Source organism: Paractinoplanes bogorensis (assembly GCF_018829635.1).
GTDB classification, from domain to species: domain Bacteria; phylum Actinomycetota; class Actinomycetes; order Mycobacteriales; family Micromonosporaceae; genus Actinoplanes; species Actinoplanes bogorensis.
The window spans coordinates 369,652-393,197 of the sequence record NZ_JAHKKG010000007.1; the positions used below are offsets into that span (position 1 = coordinate 369,652).

Here is a 23,546-nt window from a genome sequence, read left to right on the forward strand (position 1 = left end):
AACTCGTCTCGGCTGGGAGAATAGTTACGTGCTTTGGTGCGGTCTCGCATGGCATCAGTCGTCGGCCGGGAGAAGAAAGAAAGCTGCTGGTACCGCATGCCGACAATTATCCCGTGCCCCGCATGCCGCTCGCTAATATTCGATCATGTCAATTCGAGAATTATTCTGCCGCGGGGGAGATCGCCTCGATTGCCGCTGGAATCGGATCTCATTTTCACTCACCTTGAGAAGGGTGGCTGCGGTCAGTGTGTAAGGAATTGCCCCCGGCCACGGAGCGAAGTGGGCGATAGAAACGTAACGATCGGCGTCACGCAATCGGCGTTGGGGCTAGTCCGGCACAGCCTTGAGCAACCGGCGTTGGGAGCCGACCTGGCACCGCCTTGAGCTTCAAGACGGGGCGTGGTGGCTCGAGCCGCTGTGCATATGCCTGAGCCGACCTGCGCAGGTGCATCCGGCGTGGGGCTGAGTTGGGCCCTATTGGAACGGCGGCGGCTGGTGGGTCGGTGAAGCTTGGCTGAACGGCGGCGGCTGGTGGTCGGTGAAGCTTGGCCGGACGAGGGCGGCTGATGGGTCGGTGAAGCTTGGCCGGACGAGGGCGGCTGGTGGGTCGGTGAAGCCTGGCGGGACGACGGCAGCTGGTGAATTGGTGAGCTGGCAGGACGGCGGCAGCTGGTGAATTGGTGAGCTGGCAGGACGGCGGCGGCTGGTGAGTCGGCGGGTGGGTGGCTCGGTTGTGTGACAAGTGCTACGGGTGATGGTCAACGGGCGGATTGGGTCGTTGCGTCCTATGGTCGCAACGGGCCGGCAGCCCGCCGGTCCACCGGAAGCAGGGAGCGCACGATGACCGGGGACGGGCTGGGCCAGGGCCTCAGCGACATGTGGCGGTCGGTGCTCTTGTTCATTCCGACGGCGCTCGCCTTTGTGGCGGTGCTGCTCGTCGGCTATCTGATCGCTCGGCTGCTGCGTACCGCGGTCACCAAAGGGCTGCGCAAGGCCGGCCTCGACCGGGCGGTGGAACGCACTGCCGCCAACAAGATCTTTTCCCGTACGAGTTCCAGCACCCTCGGCGGCAAACTCGTCTTCTACGCGGTCCTGCTTTTCGCGTTGCAGCTGGCGTTCGGGCTGTGGGGGCCGAACCCGGTCAGTGACCTGCTGACCAGCCTGATCGGGTGGCTGCCGCGCCTGCTGGTGGCGATCGTCCTGATCGTCGTGGCGGCGGCGATCGCCCGCGCCGCGCAGGACCTGATCATGGCGGCGCTCGGTGGGCTCTCCTACGGCCGGCTGGTGGCCCGTGCCGCCTCGGTCGTCATCGTCGCGCTTGGGGTGATCGCCGCGCTCGACCAGGTGCAGATCGCCACGACGATCACCCAGCCGGTGCTGATCGCGATCCTGGCCACGATCGCCGGCGTTCTGATCGTCGGCGTGGGCGGCGGCCTGATCCGGCCGATGCAGAACCGCTGGGAGTCCTGGCTCGAGCGGGCCGCCACCGAGTCCGCCACGATCCGCGACCACGCCCGCGCATACGCCACCGAGCAGGCCGAGCGGGCGGAGCAGGCCGAGCACGCCGCGCGCGCCGAGCAAGCCAAGCGCGCCGAGGAAGCGGAGCGGGCCGAACGCGCTGAGCAAGCCGCACGGTCCAGCGATGAGACCCGGCCCTACGAGACTGCCATCCGCGTTCCGGCCGTGCGCCCGCAGTCGCAGGCGGAGCGCACGCACGGCCCCGCACCGGCGAAGACCCAGGTGATCTCGGAGCCCGACGACGATCAGGTCCCGGCCGACGAGACCCAGGTCATCCCGCCGCCTCGCCAGTCGGATCAGCAGGCCACGGTGGTCACGTCAGCCCCGGCCGAAACCACGGTCATCAACCCGGGCCCCAACGACACCGTAGTGATCGGCAGCGGCACCGAGGACGCCGAGAGCACCCAGGTGATCCCACCCGCCGACACCGCCACCACACGTCCGCTCCCACCTGCGGACGACGAGAAACGCGCATAGTCCCGCGGGGGGATCGACCGGCCGCCTCGGACGGCGGCAGTGGGGAAGGGACGTGCCCGGGCGGCGGCGGAGCGAGGACTGGCGCGCTCATGGACGACGCGTGGCGTGGCGCGCTCGCCGAGGGGAAGACGCGTGCCCCGACAACGGAGGAATGACGCGTACCCGGACCAGCGGAGAAGTCGCGTGCCTGGACCGGGGGGAAGTGGCGTGCCTGGACCGGGGGGAAGTGGCGTGCCTGACAGGGGACGTGGCGTGCCCGGGCGAGGTTGGAGGCGCGCCGCAGATGGTGGGACCTGACGCGGTCCCGGGCGGCGGGAGGTTGCGCGCCCGAGCGGGCGGCCGTGGACCAGTGGCGTGCCTGGCCGCCGAGCGGCCCCGGACGGCGATAAAGCGAACAAGCAACGCAAATAAGGAGGGCCGGCACCGGGAGTAGTCCCGATGCCGGCCCTCGAAGTGATGGCTGTCGGCGTTGCCTGGCGAAAGCGAAATACGTGCCTAGCGAAGAACGTAGAAAGTGGTCAGGGCTGGGGCAGGGTGCGGGCCAGGGCGCATACCGCCAGCAGGCGGCGCAGCACCCAGTCGCCTGCGGTCCAGTCGATGTTGTCGGTCGGCGGGCGCCAGCCGTGGGTGAAGGCGGCGTCGCGCACGCCCTCGGCGTACGCGGCCAGCAGCACCGCGGTGAGCGGGCGCAGGTCGGTCGACAGGCTGTCGCGGATGCCCGCGGCGTGCTGGTCGACCAGGGCCATCAGGCCGGGGTTGGCGTCGGCCGCGTCGAGACCGCTGACACCGATGGTGTCGTGCAGCTCAGCGAGGCTGGCGTTGGCGGAACGGTGGGCAGCACGGGCGGCAGCGCCGGAGAACAAGCCATTCATGTGGAGAAACGTTAAGGAGCTTCGGGTAGCCAACGGTTCTCCTGATCGGTGCAGCTCGGTTGAAGCTTCCGCGGCGGGGAAATCTGGGGGGATGACGCCGGATGAGACCACCGTCGAGGCGCTCGGCAAGCTGAGCGAAGCCTTGGAGACGACCGACCGGGCCCGCGGGCATCTGTATTCGTTCCATCAGCTCACCGGCAAGGCCGATTTCGAGCTGGACGAGGCGGTCGAGCTGTTCCGGAAGGCGGGTCACGACGCGATCGCCGACCGGATCCAGGGGGATCTGATCGGGCGGAACGTCACGCCCGGCCATTGGACGTTCCAGCTGGTCGAGGAGTACGACGACAACTACTGGAGCGAGTTCCGCACGATCGAGCGGGCGGCGCGGGAGGAGCTTTCCGGCGGGCGGCGCCACCTCTACGAGGCGGAACTGAAGGAACGCCGCCGCACCCACGGCCGGAGCGGACACGAGGCCCGATAAAGCGAGGCCCGACAAAGCGAGGCCCGATAAACAGCGAAAAGGGCTATTCGGCCTCGACCGGACGGCGCCGCTGGGCGTCGTCGGCCAGGATCACGGTGGCCACCACGAGGGCGACCACGACGGCGAACAGCCACGACGCGTCATCGATGAGGGAAGCGGCGAGCGGGGCCTGGAAGGCGGCCAGCAGGAAGCCGACCCAGGCGAGGCGGCGCTGACTCTCAGAGAGGAAACCGGCAGAACGCATTCGGACAGTCTGGCTCGCATCGGGCGGATCGCCGTCACCCGTTCGGCCGATTCTCCGTTGTCCGATCGTGCCCCCAGCGTTGCGTCGCCGTCGCTCAACCATCGTGTTTCTGCTGGTCGGCGCGGTGCTGTTGACGGGCTGCCAAGAGACTAGGGAAAAGCCGCAAGAACAAAGTGAAAGTGTCGTGGCCGGGCCGCTCCTCGGCCGTACGGGAGCAAGCCTGACCGTCTCCGACGCGGCCTCCCGGGTGCGGATCGTGCTGGCGAACCTGCCCGGCCTGCTCTATCGGATCACCACCCCGGCCGGTTCGGGGCTGACCCCGGTGGTGACTCGCCGTAACGGTCACGTGCGGGCGCAACTGCGTCCGAGCGGCGGCGACGGGCCGGACGAGGTGCGGATCGTGCTCAACCGGGCGGTCCGCTGGGACATCCGGCTGCCGGCCGGCGCGGGCGAGCAGAGCCTCGACCTGACCCGGGGACGGATCTCCCGCCTGCTGATCGGGGCGTCCGGGTTGATCGAGGTGCGCCTGGCCGATCCGTACGGGAAAGTGCCGTTGATCTTGACCGGCGGGGTGGGAACGCTGGCCCTGACCATGCCGAGAGACAAAAGCGCCCGGGACCGCTATGTGCTGCGGACCCGGGCGCCAGTAGCGATCCTGGCCATCAAACGAAGCTAGGGACGGTCGACCTGACCACGCCAGCCGCCGCTCTCGATGCCGCCGCGCTCCTCGATGAACTCCTTGAACCGCTTGAGGTCGCCCTTGACCCGTCGATCCACGATGCCGAGCTTGTCGCCCGCATTCTCGACGAAGCCCTGCGGGTCGTAGTCCATCTGCACGGTCACCCGGGTCGTGGTGTCGTCGAGGCGGTGGAAGGTGACCACACCGGCCTGCTTCTCGCCCTCGGTCGACTTCCAGGCCACCCGCTCGTCGGGCAGCTGCTCGGTGATCTCGGCGTCGAATTCGCGCTTGACCCCGGCGATCTCGGTCTTCCAGTGCGTGTGGGTCGCGTCGAGCTGACGGATCTCCTGCACGCCCTCCATGAACCGGGGAAACTCTTCGAACTGTGTCCACTGGTTGTATGCGGTGCGGACGGGAACAGCAACGTCAACGAACTCGGTCACAGTACTCATGTACTAACGGGTGCCCTCGTCGGCCGGGGCTAAACGAGGGGCCAGCGGAGTCTTCGGGTCGGTGTCGCCCGCCTGCCGCAGCCGGGCCCGCTGCACCTCGGCGTTGACCTGCACGCCGAGCAGCACGGCGATGTTCGACAGGTAGATCCAGACCAGGAACGCCATGATCGCGCCGAGGCTGCCGTACGTGCGGTTGTAGGAGCCGAAGTTGGCCACGTACAGGCCGAACCCGAACGACCCGATCGCCCACAGGATCAGCGACACCGCACCGCCCACGGTCAGCCAGCGGAACCGGGGCTGTTTGACGTTGGGCGCGATCCAGAACAGCAGCGACAGCACCAGCACGGCCGCCACCACCAGCACCGGCCAGCGCCCGACCGACCAGAGCTGCCGGGCCGTCGCACCGGCGCCGAGGGCGTTGCCGACCGCGTCCACCAGCGGCCCACTGATCAGCAGCCCGGTGCCGATCGCGGCCAGCAGCACGAGGGCCACTGCGGCCAGGGCGATCTCGAGCAACTGCAGGACCCACCACGACCTTCCTTCCCGTACGCCGTAGATCCGGTTGGACGCCCGGGAGAAGGTCGACACGTACCCGGAGGCCGACCAGATCGCCAGCAGCAGGCCGAAGCCGAACAGCACCCCGGCCGAGTCCTGCTGGACCAGCAGCGTCTGGACGACCGACAGCAGGTCCTGGTTGTCGACCACCGCGCCCAGGCCGAGGTCGTGCAGGATCCCGACGATCGCGGCCAGCATGGTCGACCCGTCGGTGACCAGGTTGATCAGCGCGACGATGACGACGAGCGAGGGGATCAGCGCGGTGAAGGTCTGATAGGTCATCGCGGCGGCGAAGTCGGAGCAGTCGTCCTCGATGTAGCCGGCGATGCTGCGCCAGAACACCGAGCGCCAGTAGCGCCAGCGCAACTGGCGGAGCCGGCGGGGCAGGGGTCGCGGCGTAGCGTCGTCGGCGGAGGACTCGTGCTCGCGGTCGACGGTCGGCTCGGTCATGGCCGGCTCCTCGAGGTTCTTGATGGCGCAGCTACCCGAGCGCGGCGGTCGACAAACACGTGGGGGAGCGGATGGAGAGCGCGGACGCGATCGTGATCGGCGCCGGGCACAACGGGCTGGTCGCGGCCAACCTGCTGGCCGACGCGGGATGGTCGGTCGTCGTGCTGGAGGCGACTCCTCATCCGGGGGGCGCGGTGCGGTCGGGGCACGTGACCGCACCCGGCTACCTCAGTGATCTTTTCAGCTCGTTCTATCCGCTGGGGTACGCCTCGCCGGTGCTCTCCGGGCTCGACCTCGACGCGTACGGGCTGCGCTGGACGCACGCGCCCGAGGTGCTGACCCACCTGCTGCCGGACGGGCGGGCGGCCACCCTGAGCCGCGACCTGACCCGCACGATGGCGTCACTCGACCAGTTCGCGGCCGGCGACGGGCACAGCTGGAAGCGGGAGTACGACCAGTGGCGCGCGATCTCGGCCCCGATGCTCGAGGCGATTCTGCGGCCGTTCCCACCGGTGCGCGGCGCGGCCGGGGTGCTGCGCGAGCTGGGGACGCCGGGCGCGCTCCGGCTGGCCCGGCGTCTGCTGCTGCCGGTCCGCGAGGCGGGCCGCGAGATGTTCCGCGGCGAGGGGGCGACGCTGCTGCTGGCCGGCTGCGCGCTGCACACCGATCTGTCGCCCGAGGAGGCCGGCGGCGGCGTGTACGGGTGGCTGCTGGCCATGCTCGGTCAGCAGGTCGGCTGGCCGGTGCCGGTGGGTGGCGCCCAGCGGATCACCGACGCGCTGGTCGCCCGGCTGGAACAGCGCGGCGGCCGGATCGTCTACGACGCCCCGGCCCGCCGGGTGCTGGTCGCCCGCGGCCGGGCCATGGGCGTGGCCACCGACGACACCAACTACCGGGCCTACCGCGCGGTGCTGGCCGACGTCCCGGCGCCCGCGCTCTATCTCGACCTGGTCGGCGAGCGCTGGCTCCCGGCGCTGCTGGTGGAGGATCTCGACCATTTCCGCTGGGACGGCGCCACGCTCAAGGTCGACTGGGCGGTCCGTACCCGGATGCCGTGGAAGAACCCGGCCGCGGCCGGCGCGGGCACGGTGCATCTCGGCGCCGACCTCGACGGCCTGACCCGCTACGCCGGCCACCTCGCGACCGGCGCGATCCCGCCCGACCCGTTCCTGCTGCTGGGCCAGATGACCACGGCCGACCCGTCGCACTCGCCGCCGGGCACCGAGTCGTTGTGGGCGTACACGCACCTGCCGCACCGCGCACACTGGGAGCCGGACGAGATCGCGGCCCACGTCGAGCGCATGGAGTCGGTGATCGAGGAGCACGCTCCCGGTTTCCGGCAGCAGGTGGTCGGCCGCCACGTGTTCGGCCCGGCCGATCTCGAGCGGGAGAATCCGGCCCTGGTCGGGGGCGCCCTCGGCGGCGGCACGGCGGCCGCGTTCCAGCAGTTGTTCCTGCGCCCGGTCCCGGGTCTGGGGCGCGCCGACACCCCGGTCGACCGGCTGTTCCTGGCCGGGTCGTCGGCTCATCCCGGCGGGGGCGTGCACGGCGCTCCCGGGGCCAACGCGGCCCGGGCCGCCCTGGCCCGCGACCGTGGCCTGACCGGCGACGCCTATCGGGCGTTGATCAGACTGGGGAACCGGGCTGTGTACGGAGAGCCCCGCGGATAGCCCCGAGCGAGATCTTGGTCAGCTCGTCGCGGGTGAGGGCGCCGTCGGCGAGCCAGTCGATCACCATCGTCCGGACGAAGAGCAGCCAGCTCGTCAGCACCGAGGCCAGCACCGCCCGCTCGCGTCCGGCCAGCCCGCTGATGTCGAGCGCCCGCTGCCGCGGCGTGGCCAGCTCGCCGAGCACGATCTCCTGGATCACCGGGTCGCCCGCCAAGGTGCGGTTGGCCGCCAGCACGGCGCGGCTCGGCATCGGCTCGGTGCCGGGCGAGGGCGCCGCCGACTCGCTGGCCGGCCGCACGGTCGACAGCCGGGAGCGGTTCTACAACGCGATCTTCTTCGGGTACGGGGTGGCCTGGCTCTGGGCCGCCCGGCAGAACCCGGTTCCGGCGCTGGTCGTCCGGGCGCTGGCCGGGTTCATGTTCCTCGGCGGCATCGGTCGGGTCATCTCGCTCGCCCAGTACGGCTCCCCGCACTGGTTCCAGATCCCCCTCACGGTGATCGAACTGGTCGTCCCGCCGGTGTTCGTCCGGCTGACCATCCGGAGCGATAAACTGGCCGCCACCAGCACTTCGAGATAGGCGCAGGTTTACGAATCCGGCTGTCGGGCATCAGCCAGCGCGTACCGGAGCAATCGGAGGGGACCACGTGCGCATCGCCATGATTTCCGAGCACGCCAGCCCCCTGGGTGACGGCGGGCAGCACGATCACGTGGCCGGCCTCTCCGCCGCCCTGAGCGAGCTGGGCCACGACGTCTGCGTCTACACGCGTCGCGACGACCCGTCCGTCGCCGAGACCGTCACCACCCCGGGCGGCATCCGCGTCGTGCACATCCCGGCCGGCCCGGCCCGGTTCCTGCCGCCCGACCTGCTGCTGCCGCACATGGGAGAGTTCGCCAAGCGGCTCGAGCAGCTCTGGCGCACCGGCGAGTGGGTTCCCGAGGTCGCCCACGCCCATTTCTGGACCAGCGGTCTCGCCGCCGTCACGGCCGCCCGCCAGATCGGCATCCCGGTCGTCCAGTCGTTCCACGAGCTGGGCGAGATCGAGGCCGGAAACGACAAGCCGTCCCGTACGGGCTACGAGCGCGCCCTCGGCCGTGCCGTCGACCGGGTCGTCGCCCAGACGCAGGACGAGGTGCAGGGCCTGGTCCGCATCGGCGTGCCCCGGGCCCAGCTGACCGTCGTGCCCGCGGGCGTCGACAGCGAGCGCTTCAGCCCCGAGGGCCCGGCCGTCGAGCGTGACCCCGAGCGGCCGCGCATCCTCTCGGTCGGCCGGCTCGTCGAGCGCAAGGGCTTCGGCGATGTCATCGAGGCCATGCGCTACGTGCCGAACGCCGAGGTGGTTGTCGTCGGTGGCCCGTCGCCCGACCAGCTGACCGCCGACCCGGGCGCCCGCAAGCTGCGCGCCCTGGCCGAGAAGCTCCAGGTCGCCGACCGGTTCCGGCTGGTCGGCGCGGTGCCCGCCAGAGACATGCCGAGCTGGTACCGCTCGGCCGACCTGCTCGTCGCCGCTCCCTGGCAGGAGCAGTTCGAGCCGACCGCGCTCGAGGCGATGGCCTGCGGCGTCCCGATCATCGGCACGACCGTGGGCGGCCTGACCGAGACCGTGGTCGACGGCCTGACCGGCGACCTCGTGCCCGCCCGTGACCCGCGGTCGCTCGGCGGGGCGATGCGCCGGCTGGTCAACGACAAGGTGCGCCGGTTCGCGTACGCCACCGCGGCGCTCGACCGGGCCCGTCAGGCGTACTCCTGGAAGCGGGTCGCGGCCCAGGTCGGCTCGGTCTATCAGGCGGTCACCGGCCGTAAGGCGCCGACCGGCGCCGAAGAGGCCATGGCGTAGTCCGGCATCCACCAGTTGGTGGATCCACGGTAGAGCGAGCTGTTCGATTCGGCGCCCGGTCGCCGATGTGACGCTCTATGCATGACAGTCATCGAGGTCCAGAACCTGCGCAAAGCGTACGGGGACACGGTCGCGGTACAGGACGTCTCGTTCACTGTGGAGTCCGGCGAGATCTTCGGCATCCTCGGTCCGAACGGCGCCGGGAAGACCACCACCGTCGAGAGCATCGCCGGGCTGCGCTCGGCCGACTCGGGCACGATCCGCGTGCTCGGCCGCGACCCGTCCGACACCTCCCTCCGCTACGAGGTCGGCGTCCAGCTGCAGGAGAGCGGTCTGCCCGACCGGCTCACCGTGCGGGAGGCGCTCGACCTCTACGCCACCTTTTATCCCGAGCCGGCCGACTGGCGGGCGCTGACCCGTGAGCTCGGACTCGGCGAGAAGCTTGCCACGGCGTACGGGAAACTCTCGGGGGGTCAGAAACAACGCCTCTCGATCGCCCTCGCCCTCATCGGCAGCCCGAAGATCGCCATCCTGGACGAGCTCACCACCGGACTCGACCCGCAGGCCCGCCGCGACACCTGGGACCTGATCGAGTCGGTGCGCGACAGCGGCGTCACCATCGTGCTGGTCACCCACTTCATGGCGGAGGCCGAACGCCTCTGCGACCGGATCGCCGTGATCGACCACGGCCGGGTCGTCGCCCTCGACACCCCGGCCGGCCTGATCGCCGGGCTCGACACCGAGCAGCGGATCCGGTTCCGGCCGTCCGCGCCGGTCGACGACGCCCTGCTGACCGCGCGGCCCGAGGTGCGCGAGGTGATCCGGCACGGCTCGCAGATCGAGGTGGTCGGCACCGGCAACCTGCTGCACGCGGTCACCTCGGTGCTCGCCGTCAACGAGATCATCGCCGCCGACCTGCGGATCGAGCAGGCCAGCCTGGACGACGCGTTCGTGCAGCTGACCGGCCGATCGACCAAGGAGTGAACCCGATGCGCATCTTCGCCAAGCTCACCCTGACCGAGATCAGGCTCTTCCTGCGCGAGCCGGTCGCCGCCTTCTTCGTGCTGGTCTTCCCGACCCTGCTCGTGATCATCCTGGGCAGCATCCCGTCGTTCCGCGAACCCTCGGCCGACATCGGCGGCCGCCGCGTCATCGACCTCTACGTCAGCATCGCCGTGGTGCTGACCCTGGCCATGGTGGCCATCCAGGTCGCCCCGGCCGTGCTCGCCACCTATCGCGAGCGTGGCGTGCTGCGCCGGCTCGCCACCACCCCGGTGTCTCCGCTCAAGATGCTCGGCGCCCAGCTGGCCATGAACGGGATCGCCGCCGTCGTGTCGACCACCCTGGTGCTGGCCGTAGGCCGGATCGTCTTCGACGTACGACTGGCCCAGCAGTTCGCCGGCTTCGTGCTGGCCTTCCTGCTCACCCTGGCCGGCACGCTCGCGATCGGACTGTTCGTGGCCGCGGTGGTGCCCAGCGGCAAGACCGGCAACGCGATCGGGACGGTGCTGTTCTTCCCGCTGATGTTCTTCGCCGGGCTGTGGACGCCGCGCGAGGTGATGCCGGAGATCCTGCAGCGGATCGCCGACTTCACGCCGCTCGGCGCGGGGCAGCGGGCGCTGAGCGAGGCTATGACGGGCAGCTGGCCCAACCTGCTGTCGGCTACCGTGCTGGTGGGCTACCTGGCCGTGTTCGGTTTCGCCGCGGTCCGATCGTTCCGCTGGTCCTGACGGGGGGTGACGGTGATGGCGGCGTCTCGGCGCAAGATCGACGAAATCCTCCTCCGGGTTCCGTACGTCGCTCTGGCCTGCTCGCTCGCGCTGGTGCTGGCCGGTGAGTCGGTCGACATCCCGCACGAGCCGTGGTGGGTCATCGGCCTGGCCGCCGCCGTCACCGTCGCATGGCAGCTCTGGTGGGTCACCCTGCACCCGCAGTGGGAGCACGACGAGCGCAAGATGCTGGTCTTCTTCGGCGGCCTGGTCGTCGGAATCTACCTGCTCATCTGGTGCAGTCCGCTGTTCGGCTTCTACGCCTGGTCGGGCTACCTGCTGACCACCCACGGGCTGCGCTCGTGGCGGCCGATGGCCGCGGGCAGCCTGGTCGCCGTGGCCGGCGCGATCTCGCAACTCGGCGGCTTCGCGGTGCTCACCGACCGGTCGACCTGGCCGATCTTCGCGGTGGTGCTGGCGATCAACGTCAGTGTCGCCACCGTGATGATCTGGGTGACCGGCCGCACCCACCGGCAGGCCGAGCGCCGGGCCCGGATCATCGACGAGCTGGCCGTGGCCAACGCGAAACTCGCCGAGGCACTCAAGGAAAATGCCGGCCTGCATGCCCAGCTGCTGGCCCAGGCCCGCGAGGCCGGCGTGCTCGACGAGCGGCAGCGGATGGCCGGCGAGATCCACGACGTGCTGGCCCAGGGCCTGACCGGCATCGTGACCCAGCTCGAGGCGGCCGACGCCGCGGCGACCCGGCCCGCCGACTGGCAGCGCCACCTGGGCAACGCCAAGCGCCTGGCCCGCGACAGCCTGACCGAGGCCCGCCGCTCGGTGCAGGCGCTGCGGCCGCAGACCCTGGACGCCAACGCGCTGCCCGAGGCGATCGGCGACCTGGTGACCGACTGGGCGCGGGTGCACGAGGTGGTGGCCGAGCTGATCACCACCGGCACGCCGCGGCCGCTGGTTCCCGAGATCGAGACGACCCTTCTGCGTACGGCGCAGGAAGCCCTGGCCAACGTGGCCCGGCACGCCGACGCGGGCCGGGTCGCGCTGACTTTGTCCTACATGGAGGATGTGGTGACGCTGGACGTGCGCGACGACGGCGACGGGTTCGACCCCTCGTTGCCCGCGGTCCTGAATGATCAGGGCGGGTACGGTTTGTCGGCCATGCGGGAGCGGCTGGCCCGCATCGCCGGCAGCCTCGAAGTCGAGTCCGAGCCCGGCTCCGGCACCGCCCTGTCGGCCTGCGTCCCGGCGATCGCCGCATGATCAGCCTGATCCTCGTCGACGACCACCCCGTGGTGCGCGACGGCCTGCGCGGCATGTTCGCCGGCGACGACCGTTTCACCGTGCTGGGCGAGGCCGGCGACGGCCGGGAAGCGCTGGCCGTGGTGCAGGCCGTCGACCCCGACGTGGTGCTGATGGACCTGCGGATGCCCGGGATGGACGGCGTGACCGCGATCAAATCGTTGAAGGATGGCGGGTGCCGGGCCCGGGTGCTCGTGCTCACCACCTATGACACCGACGCCGACGTGCTCCCCGCGATCAAGGCCGGCGCCACCGGCTACCTGCTCAAGGACGCCTCCCGCGACGAACTGTTCCGCGCGGTCGAGGCGGCCCACCGGGGCGAGTCGGTGCTCTCCCCGGCGGTCGCGGGCCGTCTGATGGGCTCGCTGCGCTCCCCGGCCAAAGAGCCGTTGAGTCAGCGCGAGCTCGAGGTGCTGGCGCTGATCGCGCGCGGCAACTCGAACAAGGAGGCCGCCGGTCGCCTGTTCATCAGCGAGGCCACGGTCAAGACCCACCTTCTGCACGCGTACGCGAAACTGGGTGTCCGCGACCGCGCGGCCGCCGTCGCCGTGGCCTTCGAAAGGGGTTTGCTCTAAGCGCCGCCATAGGTGCCGAACGACCACAGGTTGCCCTCGGGATCGCGGGCCAGGAAGTCGCGCGACCCGTAGTCGGTGTCGAACGGCTCCCGGATGATCTCGGCGCCGGCCTTGGCCGCCCGCTCGTGCAGCGCGTCGACGTCCTCGGCCACCACGTAACAGCCGGTCGACCCGGGCCGGATGGTCCATTTGTCGTCCTCGCCCCGGCCCGCCGCCGAGCCGAGCATGATGCCCCCGCCGCCCGGCCATCGCAACTGTGCGTGATCGACCTGGTCGCCCTCGCCGTAGACGACCACCTCTTCGAAGCCGAACGCCTCGGTCAGGAACCGGATCAGGGCGCGGGCGTCGTCCGCCCGCAGGGTGGGCCACACTTTCTGCTCAGTCATGCCCCTCATCGTGCGCTTCGCCGATCGGCTGCGCTTGGACGAAATCGAACTGGCCGGCCAACCACTCGGACGGGCTGCAGCCGGCCAGCGCCCGGAACTCCCGCACCAGGTGCGACTGGTCGGCGAACCCGTGCTCGGCCGCCACCGCGGCGATCGCCCGGCCCGGACGCAGGGCCCGTCGCGCCCGGTCGAACCGCGCCACCCGGGCCGCCTCTTTGGGCCGCAACCCGGTCTCGGCCCGGAACCGGTCGGTCAGATGATGACCGCTCCACCCGACCCGATCGGCCACGGTCCGGATCGGCACACCTTTCAGGACCAGGTCCCACGCGTACGTCATCCGCCCGCTCGCGCCGTCGGACAGATGCCCCGCGAGCCACTCGTCGACCATCGTGAACCGGGCGGCCCAGCCCTCGGCGGCGGCGATCTTTTCGCGAACCTCGGCCACCGACCGCCGGCCCAGCACGTCCGCCGCGTCGACGTCTAGGCCGGCCAGTTCGCCCGCGGGCAGCCCGAACAGGGCCCGGCACCCGAGCGGCCGAAGAGCAACCTGAACCCCCGACTGCCACCCGTCGTGCACGATGACCGCCGGCCGCAGATGAAGCCCGCCGAGCAGCGCGTCATAGCGGCCCGGGCTCTGCCGCGGATCGGGGTGCGACTCCATGACCAGCGGATCATTCAGCGTGAGAATCATGGTCAGCCAGGGCGAGGGCAGCCCGAGATGCCGGGTCGGGGCAACGCCGGCCTGCCGGTAACCCGAGTAGTGCGCAACAAACGGAGCCAGCGCCGCGGCCGGCCGCCCCTGCACATACTCGTCAACCACCATCGCGACTATTTTACGGCGCCGACGCCCGGCAATCCCACGTCCGTGGGATGGGGGAGTGCACGCGGCCGTGGTTGGTTCGTGCCATGGGTAGCCGCCGGGTCGTGTCCGCTGTGCTCGTGTCTCTGCTGGTCGCGACGGGTGGGTGCACGTTGCTGAAGCACGACACCGAGACGGTCACGTTCAAGGCCGACGGCGTGGCACCCACCACGGTGACCGTGCCGTCGGCGGCGGGTAAGCCGACGGTGTCGGCGATCGCGGCGCCGCCGGCCGATCAACTGCCGGTCGGCGTACGGGCCCTGTCGGCGCCGGTGCACGTCGCGACGCCCAAGACGTTCACCGGCACCGCGACCATCACCATGACCTATGACCCGGCGCAGGTCGGCGACAAGGATGTCGCCGTCTATCTCTGGGTGCCGGACTTCGGGTTGTGGATGCCGGTCGGGGACGACGTCGACCGGGACAAGCACACCGTCTCGGCCGAGACCGAACATTTCTCCGACTGGATGCTGGGGGTCACCGATCCGGACCAGCTGCGCTACGACAAGGCACTGGCCGAGCACCTGAACGGCACCTTCAGCGGACGGGTCGTCGGCCTCACGTACGGCAAGGCCCGCGCCCTCGAGTGCGACCCCGACGGCCTGCTCGTGCCGGCTGCCGTGAAGTCCGACCTGATCGTCGGGCCGGCCAAGTTGTGCGAGGTGGCCGACGAGCGGGACGGCACCTACGAGCTCGAGTGGATGAACTCCACCGAGTTGCCGGTGGTGTTCGATCTGCCGCCGGGGGTCGCCGAGACCAGCACCGACTATCGCCTCAACCCGCTGATCCAGGGAGTTCTGCAGCGCCACCACCATCCCGGCGGCGCGCTGATCAGCCCCGATCGCAGCTTGACGGTGAAGTTCGAAGCCTCGGGCGCGGACACCGAGATCGCGGGTGAGGTCGACTGGAGCCTCTACCTGATCGCCCTCATGCGGCAGATCGTCAGCGTCGCCATGTTCGACAAGTCCACCGAGGACCCCAAGGCCCGCGAGCGCCTCGACACCGGCTTCGAGACCGCGGACAAATGGGACTGCGCCGGCGAGGCCGCCAACGACTGGGAGGAGAACCACGACGTCGCCAAAGATGGTCAAGGCGGCGGTCTCCAAGTGCAAGGCCCAACTGGCCGAGGCGGTCGGCAAGGCGATCCTGGCCAGCGGCAAGAAGGCCATCAAGGCGATCGGCAAGTTCCTCACCGGCCGGCTGAACGTGCTGTTGTCGCTGGGCGAGCTGATGGAGTTCGCTCGCTCCGAGATCGCCGGGCTGCTGGCCCTGCCGGGCGCGGCCACCGGGCAGCTCGACACCTCGGTGTCGGTGCGGCCGGGCCGGGTGATGAGCTACGCCGAGGCGGTCCGGCTCCCGACGGCCAAGCCGAACGGCGGGGCGATGCCGGGCTGCAGCCGCCTGCCCGCCGCCTCGTGGCCTCCGGCCGGCCTCCCGTCGATGTCGCTGTGCGTGCAGAGCACCGACGCCGACCTGAACGGCAACGGCCGCCCGGACCGGCTGCTCACCTGGCGGCCGACCTGGGGCAGCCCCGGCGTCGAGCTCGACCGCAAGAGCATCGGCGCGGTCGCCTACCTGGACGACGGCTCGTTCCGCCGGCTGGCCGTCCCCACCACCGGCTGGACCGACGTCGACACGATGGACTCCTTCGACATGGACGGGGTCGTCCATCTCGGCGCCGACGCCCGCGCCCAGGTGCTGATGATCGACATCATCGGGTCGAGCACCCTGCACCACACCGTGCTCGGCCTGGACAAGCGTGGTGACCTGCGCCCGGTCGACGAGGGCGGACGGCTCGCCGATGTCATGTCGGGCGGCGCCGCGGCGTACGGGAGCGCCTGGGGTTGTGTCCGTTCTCGCGGGCGCCCGCTGTTCGTGCAGGCGGGTTGGTCGCGCGACGTCACGAAAGTGAACCCGCCGGTGCCGTGGAGCCGCACGTTCTATTCGTACGAGGGAAGCACGCTGACCCGGGTCGGCGGTGATTCCGGCACCGCGAAGCCGGGCGGTTACCCCGCGACCGGATCGACCTGCTCGAATCCCGCCCCGGCCGGCCGCGGGCCGGAGATCGGTGCCGTCCGCTGATTCGACGGGTGCCCAAATGGGACGGCGAGTGGCCATCGAAGTCTGACCTAACGTTCAGGCGCATAGGTGTGACTGGATGGCTACTCTCCGAGGATCGCCCGAGTGCGGATCGATGACAGGCACTGCCGCCCGCACTCGTTACGGGGGCGAAATGTGGACGAAGGGCATGGTATGAAACGACTTCTGGCGGCCACCGTCGCCACGACTGTGGGGCTGGCGCTCGGCGTGGGCTTGAGCCCGACGACGGCGTCGGCGCACAGCGGTACCCCCAGCTACACACCGCCTCCGATCGCCTGGGGTGCGTGCACCAACGCGACCCTGAAGGCGCGCGGCGCCGAGTGCGGGTTCGTGATCGTCCCGCTGGACTACGACCGGCCGGGCGGCACGACGATCAAGATCGCCGTCTCGCGGATCAAGGCCAAGTCGCCGGCCGCCGACTACCAGGGCGTCATGCTGGTCAACCCGGGCGGTCCGGGCGGATCCGGCCTGATCTACTCGGTGTTGCAGTCGGCCATCCCGAACGGGGTCGGCAACGACTACGACTGGATCGGGTTCGACCCGCGCGGCGTCGGCTCCAGCGTTCCGTCGCTGACCTGTGACGGCAACGTCGCCGGCTACAACCGGCCCTACTACGTGCCGGTCACCAAGCAGCTCGAGAAGACCTGGCTGGACCGCTCCAAGGCCTACGCGCAGGCGTGTGCCAAGGCCGGCGGCCCGCTGCTCGACCACCTGAAGACCACCGACAACGTGGCCGACATGGAGAGCATCCGCAAGGCGCTGGGCCAGAAGCAGATCAACTTCTACGGCTTCTCGTACGGCACGTACCTCGGTCAGGTCTACGCGACTCAGCACCCGGCCCAGGTTCGTCGCATGGTCTTCGACGGTGTCGTCGACCCGCGGGGTGTCTGGTACGACGCCAACCTCAGCCAGGACATCCAGTTCGACAAGAACATGGACATCTACTTCACCTGGGTCGCCAAGTACGACGCGGTCTACCACCTGGGCAACACCGGCAAAGCGGTGAAGGCCAAGTACTACGCCACGCTGCAGAAGCTGCGCACAGCACCGGCCGAAGGCAAGATCGGCCCGGACGAGTGGAACGACATCTTCGTCTCGGCCGGCTACTACGTCTACGGCTGGGAGGACGTGGCCACCGCGTTCTCGGCGTACGTGAACAACGGCGACGCGTCCGGTCTGCTCGACCTGTACTCGGCGCCCGGCCCGGGGGCCGACAACGGCTACGCGATCTACCTGGGCACCCAGTGCACCGACACCAAGTGGCCGAAGAACTGGGACAAGTGGAAGCGCGACAACTGGCGCATCTACCAGAAGTACCCGTTCATCACCTGGAACAACGCCTGGTTCAACGCGCCCTGCCTCTACTGGAAGGGTGACGTCGGCCGCGCGGTCGACGTGAACGGCAAGAAGGCCCCGCCGATCCTGCTGATCAGCGAGACCAAGGACGCTGCCACCCCGTACGCGGGCAGCCTCGAGATCCGCCAGCGGTTCCCCCGCTCGGTGCTGATCGAGGGTGTCGGCGGTACCACGCACGCCGGCTCGCTGAGCGGCATCGCGTGCACCGACGACACGATCGCCAACTACCTGGACACCGGCGCCCTGCCGAACCGGGTGCGCGGCAACCGCTCGGACAAGCAGTGCGCCCCGGTCCCGCAGCCCGACCCGACGGCCGCGGCGGCGAAGTCGCTGTCGTCCTCCGGCAGCGGCAGCATCAAGGCAACCCTGCGAAACGCCGCACCGGCGATCCGCTGACGAGTGGCCCGGGAGCCCGCTTCGGGCTCCCGGGCCCACCTCATTCCCCGTACGGCGGAGTCAGCGTGAACGGCGTCCGAGCCAGCTCGAGCACCGCCGCCGGAAACTGAGGGCCCTCGACGTAGAAGCGGGCCCGCGTCCGCCCGACCGGTTCGAGCAGGCCCGCGGCGACCAGATCACGCAGATCTCGCTGAGCCTGTTGAAGTGTGAGACCCTCGGCCTGCTCGTACCGTGCGCGCCGGACCCGGTCGAGGACGGCGACATCATGCAGGGCCGAGAGGACGCGTTCGTCCAGTCCGGTCCGGCCTGCGAACTCACCAAGCAGTTCCCACACGGCGGTCGACTGGTCCATCTGGTGCTGCACGGTCTGCGCCTGCTGGTGGTAGGCGGTCAGGTTGAAGCGGATCCAGCTGGAGACATCCTGGTCGGGCCGATAGACGGCCCCCCGGCGCTGGAGTTCCTGGTAGTACGCCCACGTGTTGACGGACCGGCCCAGCCAGGCCTCGATCGACGAGAACTCCGGGGCCAGCACCCCTTCGCGCGCGATCATCAAGGTCTGCAGCGATCGGGACATCCGGCCGTTGCCGTCCGCCCACGGGTGGATGGAAACCAGATGCAGATGGGCCATGGCCGCGCGGATCAGCGGATGCGTGGCGTCGTCGGCGTTGAGCCAGGCGACCAGTTCGCTCATCAGGTCCGGGACGAGCTCGACGTCAGGAGCGGTGTAGGCCGCGACCCGCCGGTTAGTGGGATCGGTGACGTAGACCGGCCCGGTGCGCCATTGCCCGGCACGCTTCCGCGGCGTGTGGCGATGGCCTTGCAGCATCCAATGCAGGCCATTCAGCAGGCCTTTGCTGTAAGTGAAGTCCGCGGCGTCATGCAGGGACTGCACATAAGTCATCATCCGCTGGTAGGCGAGCGTCTCCTCGCGGTTCTCGTCGGTCACATCGACGTCGCGCTCGCCGTCCATCAGATCCTGAACGTCCTGGGTGCTGACGCGGAATCCTTCGATCGAGTTCGACGCGGCGACGGCGTCGGCCGTCAAGAACTTCCGTAGTCCTGAAGTCCACTTGCCGGGGCGGTCCTGGATCTGGTGTCGCAGCCGGACGCGCATCTGCTCCACCTCGTCTAGGACGCGTTGGTCATCCGGCGTGATGGACGGTGTCGGGTACAGCATCACGTAATAATAGAATGACGCAATCATTACGTCAATAGACTCGCCGCGCATGGGACCATCGATCGATGGGGGACGCGATCGTCATCGGTGCGGGTATCGGTGGGCTGGCGGCGGCTCTGGCGCTCGAACGTCAGGGCTGGAACGTGACGGTGCTCGAGCGAGCTGCCGCCCTGGAAAATGTCGGGGCCGGGCTGGCTGTTGCCCCGAACGGGCTGCGCGCCCTCGACCATCTGGGGGTCGGCGGGCCGGTGCGGGCGCTGGCCGCGCTGCAAGGCACGGCCGGCATCCAGAAGCCCGGTGGTGGGTGGATCTCGCGGACCGACGCGGCGGCGGCCGAGGCCCGGTTCGGGCAGCCGACCATCGTGGTGCATCGGGCGGCTCTGGTCAGTGTGCTGGCCGACGCGCTGCGGCCGGGCACGCTGCGCCTGGGCCGGGCCGCCGTTGACGTCTCGCCGGACGGCACGGTGGTCACCGAGGACGGCCCGCTGGCGGGTGCTTTGGTGGTTGCGGCTGATGGACTGCGTTCCCGCGTACGGGGAAAGCTCTTCCCGGATTCCCCACAGCCGGTCTATGCGGGGGTGACGAGCTGGCGGTTCATCGTTCCGCGGCCGCCGGGTGAGCTGGTGATGTCCGAGACGTGGGGCGACGGTCAGGTGTTCGGGGTGGTGGGGCTGGGTGACGGGCGGATCTATTGTTTCGCCACCGCGCCGGCGCCGCCCGATCAGTCCGCGCCGGATGAGAAGGCCGAGCTGGCGCGGCTGTTCGCCGGGTGGCACGCGCCGATCCCGGCCATGATCGCGGCGGCCGGTGACGTCATTCGCACCGACATCCGCTGTCTCGACCCGACGCCGCCGGTGTTCCATCAGGGTCGCGTCGCGCTGCTCGGTGACGCCGCGCATGCGATGACGCCCAACCTGGGTCAAGGCGCGTGCCAGGCCTTGGAAGACGCGGTCGTGCTGGCCTCGACGCCGGAGGATCTCGCCGCGTATTCGGCGGCGCGGGTCCCGCGGACGACCACCGTGGCCGCCAATTCGCGCCGGATCGGGCGAATGGCGGGCTTGAGCGGTATGGCGGCCACCGCCCGCAACGTCGGGATGGCACTGGCCGGGAAGGCCGGGCCCAACCTGGTGCTACGCCAGATGGACCCGATCTTCTCGTGGCGACCGCCGAGCTAGTCGTTCAAAGCCTTGGACAGATCGTCACGGAAGGCGCGCTCGCTCTCGGTGACGGTCTCGCCACCGAGGCCCAGCACGCCGCCCGTCGAGGCGGCGCCGACCACGCTCTCGGCGATCTCGACCAGCCAGTGCTTGTACGTCTCGGCGTCGGCCGGCTCGGCCTTGGCGGCCAGCAGCGCGTTGGCCTCGGCGGCCCGGCCGAGCACGTCTTCGGCGTACGCGATGGGGTCGCTCGGCTCGATCACCGGCGGCTCTTCGCCCAGGTCAGGGTCGCCCACCCGGGACACGACGGCCCCGGCCACCGCCACCACCAGGCCGCTGGCCGAGGCCCGTGCGTCCGAGATGACGTCGAGCCCGGCGGCCGTCTCGGCCCGGGTCTTGCGGGCGCTGTCAGGAGTGGCGGCGCTGGCCGCGGTGAGCACCGACTGGGGCAGGCCGACGAGCAGCCCCCACTCGGAGTCGGTGAAGCCCAGCTTCGAGTACAGCGGTTCGTCGCTCACGGGTGCATCCTCACGGTCGGTGAAACCCTCGGGCTTCTTATACCCCAACCACGAGGTCGATCACGCGGCGCAGTTCCGCGAGCTGATCGCCGGGTGCGGATCCGGTCCAGGGGCCGTCCAGATCCGGGCGGTGCCGGGTGACGTGCACCGCGTACGCCGCCACCTGGTCGCGCGCGTTCTCGGCCTCGGTGACCTGCTCTCCGACCAGCCGGCGGGCCTCCCAGCACAGGGCGATCCGTTCCCGCAGCCACAGCGGCGCGATCTCCGCCCGCGCCGCCGCACCCGCCACGTCGGCGCCGGCCAGCACCGCGATGCGGTCGGCCAGCTCCCGCTGTCCGTGCCGGTCGGCCATCCGCTCGAACCGGGTCCACTCGCGGCCCATCGAACCGAGCCGCTCGCCCCAGCTCTCCAGCAGCACCATGCGCAGCGCCCGGGCCGCATCGGCGGCGTGGCCGCGGTCGGCGGCCGCGAGCGCCTGACCGCGCCACGAGGCGATCCGCGCGGCGACCACCTCCGGGTGGAAGCGCACCTCGGTGATCCACGCGGAGAAACCGGCGATCAGTTCGTCATCAGAATCCGAGGGCCTTCCCCCGTACGCCTTGTCAATGCCATGAAACCACCGAGGATCGTCCCCGAGGCGCGTGGCGAGGGCCGTCGGACCATCCGCCATCGCTGACCGGATCTCGTCGGAGGTGAAGCACAGCCACGACAGGTCGAGGGCCTGGGCGCGTCCGGAGCCGGTCCACCAGTCGACCAACTCCGCCTGCCCGCGACGAGTCGCGTCTTCGGCCGCCCGATCGTCGTACACGGGAAGAAGGTCTATGTCGGACATCGGCCACGGATCGCCGCGCCCGACGCTGCCGCCGACCAGGAAGCCGCGGACGCCGGGGATGCGGCCGAGCACGGTGATCGCCTCGTCCAGCCGATCGTCGATCAGCTGCCGCCACCGGTCACTGTGCACGGCCGCACCTTAGCCACTACGAGAAGATCCCGCCCAGCCTTTCCCAGTCGTTCGGTGAGGGCGCCCACTTCGTGCCGGTCCACGCCTTGTGGTACATCGCCTTGTCGGTGCCCAGGCCGAAGATGTCCAGCCGGTTCAGGCCCCAGGACTCCACCGCGGGCGGGCTGGTGAAGACGCCACCGAGCCGTTCCCAGTCGGTCGGTGACGGCGACCATCCGCTGCCCGTCCACGCCTTGTGGTACATCGCGCGGTCGGTGCCCAGCCCGAAGATGTCGAGCCGGTTGGGTCCCCACGAGGTCACGGCGGGCGGGCTCGTGAATACGCCGCCGAGTGACTCCCAGCCGTTTGTCCACGAATTCCCGGTCCAGGCTTTGTGGAACATACCGCCGCCGAGTCCGAGCCCGAAGATGTCGAGCCGGTTGTTACCCCACGACGTGACGGCGGGCGGGCTCGTGAACACGCCGCCGAGTGACTCCCAGCCGTTCGTCCACGAGTTGCCGGTCCAGGCCTTGTGGTACATGCCGCCGTCCAGGCCCAGCCCGAAGATGTCGAGCCGGTTGGGTCCCCACGAGGTCACGGCGGGCGGGCTGGTGAAGATGCCGCCCAGCGCTTCCCACCCGGGCGTCCACGAGTTGCCGGTCCAGGCTTTGTGGAACACTCCGCCGTCGGTGCCGAGCCCGAAGATGTCGAGCCGGTTCGGGCCCCACGACGTGACCGCGGGTGGACTGGTGAAGATGCCGCCGAGCGCTTCCCAGCCGGGCGTCCACGCGCTACCGGTCCACGCCTTGTGGAACATGCCGCCGCCGAGTCCGAGCCCGAAGATGTCGAGCCGGTTGTTACCCCACGACGTGACCGCCGGCGGACTGGTGAAGATGCCGCCCAGGCCCTCCCAGCCGTCCGGCGACGGTGCCCACGCGTTCCCCGTCCACGCCTTGTGGAACATCCCGCGATCGGTGCCGAGCCCGAAGATGTCCAGCCGGTTCGGCCCCCACGCGGTCACCGCCGCCGGACGCGGATACAGCGCCTCGATCCCGGCCCGGTCATCCGGCTGCAGCACCCGCAGCGTGAAGTTGGCGCTCACACTCGGGAACATCACCGAACCGTTCACCGTGCTGTGCTGCAGGCCGAGGATGTGCCCGAGCTCGTGCAGGCCCACCGTCTCGACGTCGAACGAGTTCGCCACCGCGCCGACCGACCAGTTGTGCTCGGTGTCGTCGAAGTGCACCGGCTTGGGCCGGGTGTTGGTGATGACGCCGCAGTCGAGTGGGAAGTCGGCGTGCGCGAGAATCCCGCCCACCATGCTGTGGTCGGGGTCGTTGGCCGGCCGCCAGCCGATCCGGATGTCCGGGTTGTTGCCCACGCCCACCTCGGTGAAGACGATCTGGGTGGCCGCGGTCCAGCTGCGCAGCGCCCGCCGGATCGCGTCGAACTCACCGTTGCCGGCGATGTCGGCCGTGCCGGTGTCGAAGGCGAACGTCAGCCCCCGGGTGTTCCAGTTGCACCGGATGCTGAAGTCGATCCCGTTGTCGAGGTCGGGCAGCCCGCACCGGGAGGTCGTCATGGCGTTCGCGGTCGTCTCGTCGAAGTTGCCGCTGACCGGGACGGCGTTGCGGGTCTGATATTCGGCCAGGGCGGTGGAGGTTTCGTCGTCGAGCACTCCGGTGGCGTAGGAGCCCTCGCGCAGATAGCCGAAGCGGGACAGGAACTCTTGCACGGGTTCGAGGTCGGTGGCCTTCTCGCCGGCCTGGTGGAAGGCGCTCTCGGCGATTTCCGGGAAGGCTTCGACGCGTCCATCGGGCAT

General features: G+C 70.1%; 25 protein-coding genes. 13 read left to right on the forward strand and 12 right to left on the reverse strand.

Features of this window, described 5'->3' with window-relative positions; all coding sequences use genetic code 11:
• Window positions 1-840 precede the first annotated feature (840 nt).
• Window positions 841-1,995: a mechanosensitive ion channel family protein gene (locus KOI35_RS24150; RefSeq protein WP_215790296.1), complete on the forward strand. Its 1,155-nt coding sequence runs from the start codon at window positions 841-843 to the stop codon at window positions 1,993-1,995.
• Between the two features lie 518 nt (window positions 1,996-2,513).
• On the opposite strand, the gene KOI35_RS24155 is transcribed toward KOI35_RS24150, so the two are convergent.
• Window positions 2,514-2,867, reverse strand: coding sequence for a DUF6401 family natural product biosynthesis protein (locus tag KOI35_RS24155; protein WP_215790298.1), 354 nt, complete (start codon window positions 2,865-2,867; stop codon window positions 2,514-2,516).
• Between KOI35_RS24155 and KOI35_RS24160 the strand changes: the two genes are divergently transcribed.
• Window positions 2,866-3,348 (forward strand): hypothetical protein, encoded by a 483-nt coding sequence (locus KOI35_RS24160; RefSeq protein WP_215790300.1) that lies wholly within the window; start codon window positions 2,866-2,868, stop codon window positions 3,346-3,348. The two genes, KOI35_RS24155 and KOI35_RS24160, sit on opposite strands and share 2 nt — an antisense overlap.
• Before the next feature lie 43 nt (window positions 3,349-3,391).
• On the opposite strand, the gene KOI35_RS24165 is transcribed toward KOI35_RS24160, so the two are convergent.
• Complete coding sequence (locus tag KOI35_RS24165; RefSeq protein WP_215790302.1) at window positions 3,392-3,592, reverse strand: hypothetical protein; 201 nt, start codon at window positions 3,590-3,592, stop codon at window positions 3,392-3,394.
• A 184-nt stretch (window positions 3,593-3,776) separates the two neighbouring features.
• Here KOI35_RS24165 and KOI35_RS24170 point away from each other — a divergent pair, with 184 nt between their 5' ends.
• On the forward strand, window positions 3,777-4,268 hold the full coding sequence (locus tag KOI35_RS24170; protein ID WP_308121134.1) for a hypothetical protein: 492 nt from the start codon (window positions 3,777-3,779) through the stop codon (window positions 4,266-4,268).
• Here the strand turns inward: KOI35_RS24170 and KOI35_RS24175 are convergent.
• Together KOI35_RS24175 and KOI35_RS24180 are read right to left on the reverse strand one after the other, a co-directional pair.
• A complete protein-coding gene (locus tag KOI35_RS24175; RefSeq protein ID WP_215790303.1) occupies window positions 4,265-4,723 on the reverse strand; it encodes an SRPBCC family protein in 459 nt (152 codons plus the stop codon). The genes KOI35_RS24170 and KOI35_RS24175 overlap by 4 nt on opposite strands.
• 3 nt (window positions 4,724-4,726) lie before the next feature.
• Window positions 4,727-5,728 carry a YihY/virulence factor BrkB family protein gene (locus tag KOI35_RS24180; RefSeq protein ID WP_215790305.1) on the reverse strand — a complete coding sequence of 334 codons (1,002 nt, stop codon included), beginning with the start codon at window positions 5,726-5,728 and terminating at the stop codon, window positions 4,727-4,729.
• A gap of 71 nt (window positions 5,729-5,799) precedes the next feature.
• On the opposite strand from KOI35_RS24180, the gene KOI35_RS24185 reads away from it, so the two are divergent.
• Window positions 5,800-7,398, forward strand: coding sequence for a phytoene desaturase family protein (locus KOI35_RS24185; RefSeq protein WP_215790307.1), 1,599 nt, complete (start codon window positions 5,800-5,802; stop codon window positions 7,396-7,398).
• Here the strand turns inward: KOI35_RS24185 and KOI35_RS24190 are convergent.
• On the reverse strand, window positions 7,355-7,648 hold the full coding sequence (locus tag KOI35_RS24190) for a hypothetical protein (protein ID WP_215790309.1): 294 nt from the start codon (window positions 7,646-7,648) through the stop codon (window positions 7,355-7,357). The two genes, KOI35_RS24185 and KOI35_RS24190, sit on opposite strands and share 44 nt — an antisense overlap.
• On the opposite strand from KOI35_RS24190, the gene KOI35_RS24195 reads away from it, so the two are divergent.
• The 6 genes from KOI35_RS24195 to KOI35_RS24220 all read left to right on the forward strand — a co-directional run bounded on the left by KOI35_RS24195 (window position 7,620) and on the right by KOI35_RS24220 (window position 12,835).
• The gene (locus KOI35_RS24195; RefSeq protein ID WP_215790311.1) at window positions 7,620-7,976 is read left to right on the forward strand and encodes a DUF4345 domain-containing protein; all 357 of its coding nucleotides are present in this window, start codon (window positions 7,620-7,622) and stop codon (window positions 7,974-7,976) included. The two genes, KOI35_RS24190 and KOI35_RS24195, sit on opposite strands and share 29 nt — an antisense overlap.
• A gap of 67 nt (window positions 7,977-8,043) precedes the next feature.
• Entirely contained in the window at window positions 8,044-9,234 is a 1,191-nt protein-coding gene (locus tag KOI35_RS24200; protein WP_215790313.1) for a glycosyltransferase, read from the forward strand.
• Window positions 9,235-9,315: 81 nt separating this feature from the next.
• Window positions 9,316-10,218: an ABC transporter ATP-binding protein gene (locus tag KOI35_RS24205; RefSeq protein ID WP_215790315.1), complete on the forward strand. Its 903-nt coding sequence runs from the start codon at window positions 9,316-9,318 to the stop codon at window positions 10,216-10,218.
• 5 nt (window positions 10,219-10,223) lie between these two features.
• Window positions 10,224-10,964: an ABC transporter permease gene (locus KOI35_RS24210; protein ID WP_215790318.1), complete on the forward strand. Its 741-nt coding sequence runs from the start codon at window positions 10,224-10,226 to the stop codon at window positions 10,962-10,964.
• A gap of 15 nt (window positions 10,965-10,979) precedes the next feature.
• Window positions 10,980-12,221: a sensor histidine kinase gene (locus KOI35_RS24215; protein ID WP_215790319.1), complete on the forward strand. Its 1,242-nt coding sequence runs from the start codon at window positions 10,980-10,982 to the stop codon at window positions 12,219-12,221.
• A complete protein-coding gene (locus tag KOI35_RS24220) occupies window positions 12,218-12,835 on the forward strand; it encodes a response regulator (RefSeq protein WP_215790321.1) in 618 nt (205 codons plus the stop codon). Before KOI35_RS24215 ends, KOI35_RS24220 begins: the two co-directional genes overlap by 4 nt.
• Here the strand turns inward: KOI35_RS24220 and KOI35_RS24225 are convergent.
• Genes KOI35_RS24225 through KOI35_RS24235 form a run of 3 tightly spaced genes read right to left on the reverse strand, consistent with a single transcriptional unit; the run spans window position 12,832 to window position 15,171 of the window.
• Window positions 12,832-13,221 (reverse strand): VOC family protein, encoded by a 390-nt coding sequence (locus tag KOI35_RS24225; RefSeq protein WP_215790323.1) that lies wholly within the window; start codon window positions 13,219-13,221, stop codon window positions 12,832-12,834. The genes KOI35_RS24220 and KOI35_RS24225 overlap by 4 nt on opposite strands.
• Complete coding sequence (locus tag KOI35_RS24230) at window positions 13,214-14,044, reverse strand: helix-turn-helix transcriptional regulator (protein WP_215790325.1); 831 nt, start codon at window positions 14,042-14,044, stop codon at window positions 13,214-13,216. Before KOI35_RS24230 ends, KOI35_RS24225 begins: the two co-directional genes overlap by 8 nt.
• 5 nt (window positions 14,045-14,049) lie before the next feature.
• Window positions 14,050-15,171: a hypothetical protein gene (locus tag KOI35_RS24235; protein WP_215790326.1), complete on the reverse strand. Its 1,122-nt coding sequence runs from the start codon at window positions 15,169-15,171 to the stop codon at window positions 14,050-14,052.
• On the opposite strand from KOI35_RS24235, the gene KOI35_RS24240 reads away from it, so the two are divergent.
• Together KOI35_RS24240 and KOI35_RS24245 are read left to right on the forward strand one after the other, a co-directional pair.
• Complete coding sequence (locus KOI35_RS24240) at window positions 15,164-16,162, forward strand: hypothetical protein (RefSeq protein ID WP_215790328.1); 999 nt, start codon at window positions 15,164-15,166, stop codon at window positions 16,160-16,162. The genes KOI35_RS24235 and KOI35_RS24240 overlap by 8 nt on opposite strands.
• Before the next feature lie 171 nt (window positions 16,163-16,333).
• Complete coding sequence (locus tag KOI35_RS24245) at window positions 16,334-17,932, forward strand: alpha/beta fold hydrolase (RefSeq protein WP_215790330.1); 1,599 nt, start codon at window positions 16,334-16,336, stop codon at window positions 17,930-17,932.
• A 40-nt stretch (window positions 17,933-17,972) separates the two neighbouring features.
• On the opposite strand, the gene KOI35_RS24250 is transcribed toward KOI35_RS24245, so the two are convergent.
• The gene (locus KOI35_RS24250) at window positions 17,973-19,136 is read right to left on the reverse strand and encodes a Fic family protein (protein ID WP_246613644.1); all 1,164 of its coding nucleotides are present in this window, start codon (window positions 19,134-19,136) and stop codon (window positions 17,973-17,975) included.
• A 38-nt stretch (window positions 19,137-19,174) separates the two neighbouring features.
• Here KOI35_RS24250 and KOI35_RS24255 point away from each other — a divergent pair, with 38 nt between their 5' ends.
• On the forward strand, window positions 19,175-20,284 hold the full coding sequence (locus KOI35_RS24255) for an FAD-dependent monooxygenase (protein WP_215790332.1): 1,110 nt from the start codon (window positions 19,175-19,177) through the stop codon (window positions 20,282-20,284).
• Here KOI35_RS24255 and KOI35_RS24260 read toward each other — a convergent pair.
• The 3 genes from KOI35_RS24260 to KOI35_RS24270 are packed head-to-tail and all read right to left on the reverse strand — an operon-like array spanning window position 20,281 to window position 23,546.
• Complete coding sequence (locus KOI35_RS24260) at window positions 20,281-20,784, reverse strand: hypothetical protein (protein ID WP_215790333.1); 504 nt, start codon at window positions 20,782-20,784, stop codon at window positions 20,281-20,283. The two genes, KOI35_RS24255 and KOI35_RS24260, sit on opposite strands and share 4 nt — an antisense overlap.
• Window positions 20,785-20,821: 37 nt before the next feature.
• Window positions 20,822-21,745 (reverse strand): nucleotidyltransferase domain-containing protein, encoded by a 924-nt coding sequence (locus KOI35_RS24265; protein ID WP_215790335.1) that lies wholly within the window; start codon window positions 21,743-21,745, stop codon window positions 20,822-20,824.
• A 16-nt stretch (window positions 21,746-21,761) separates the two neighbouring features.
• A complete protein-coding gene (locus tag KOI35_RS24270) occupies window positions 21,762-23,546 on the reverse strand; it encodes a DUF8189 domain-containing protein (protein WP_215790337.1) in 1,785 nt (594 codons plus the stop codon).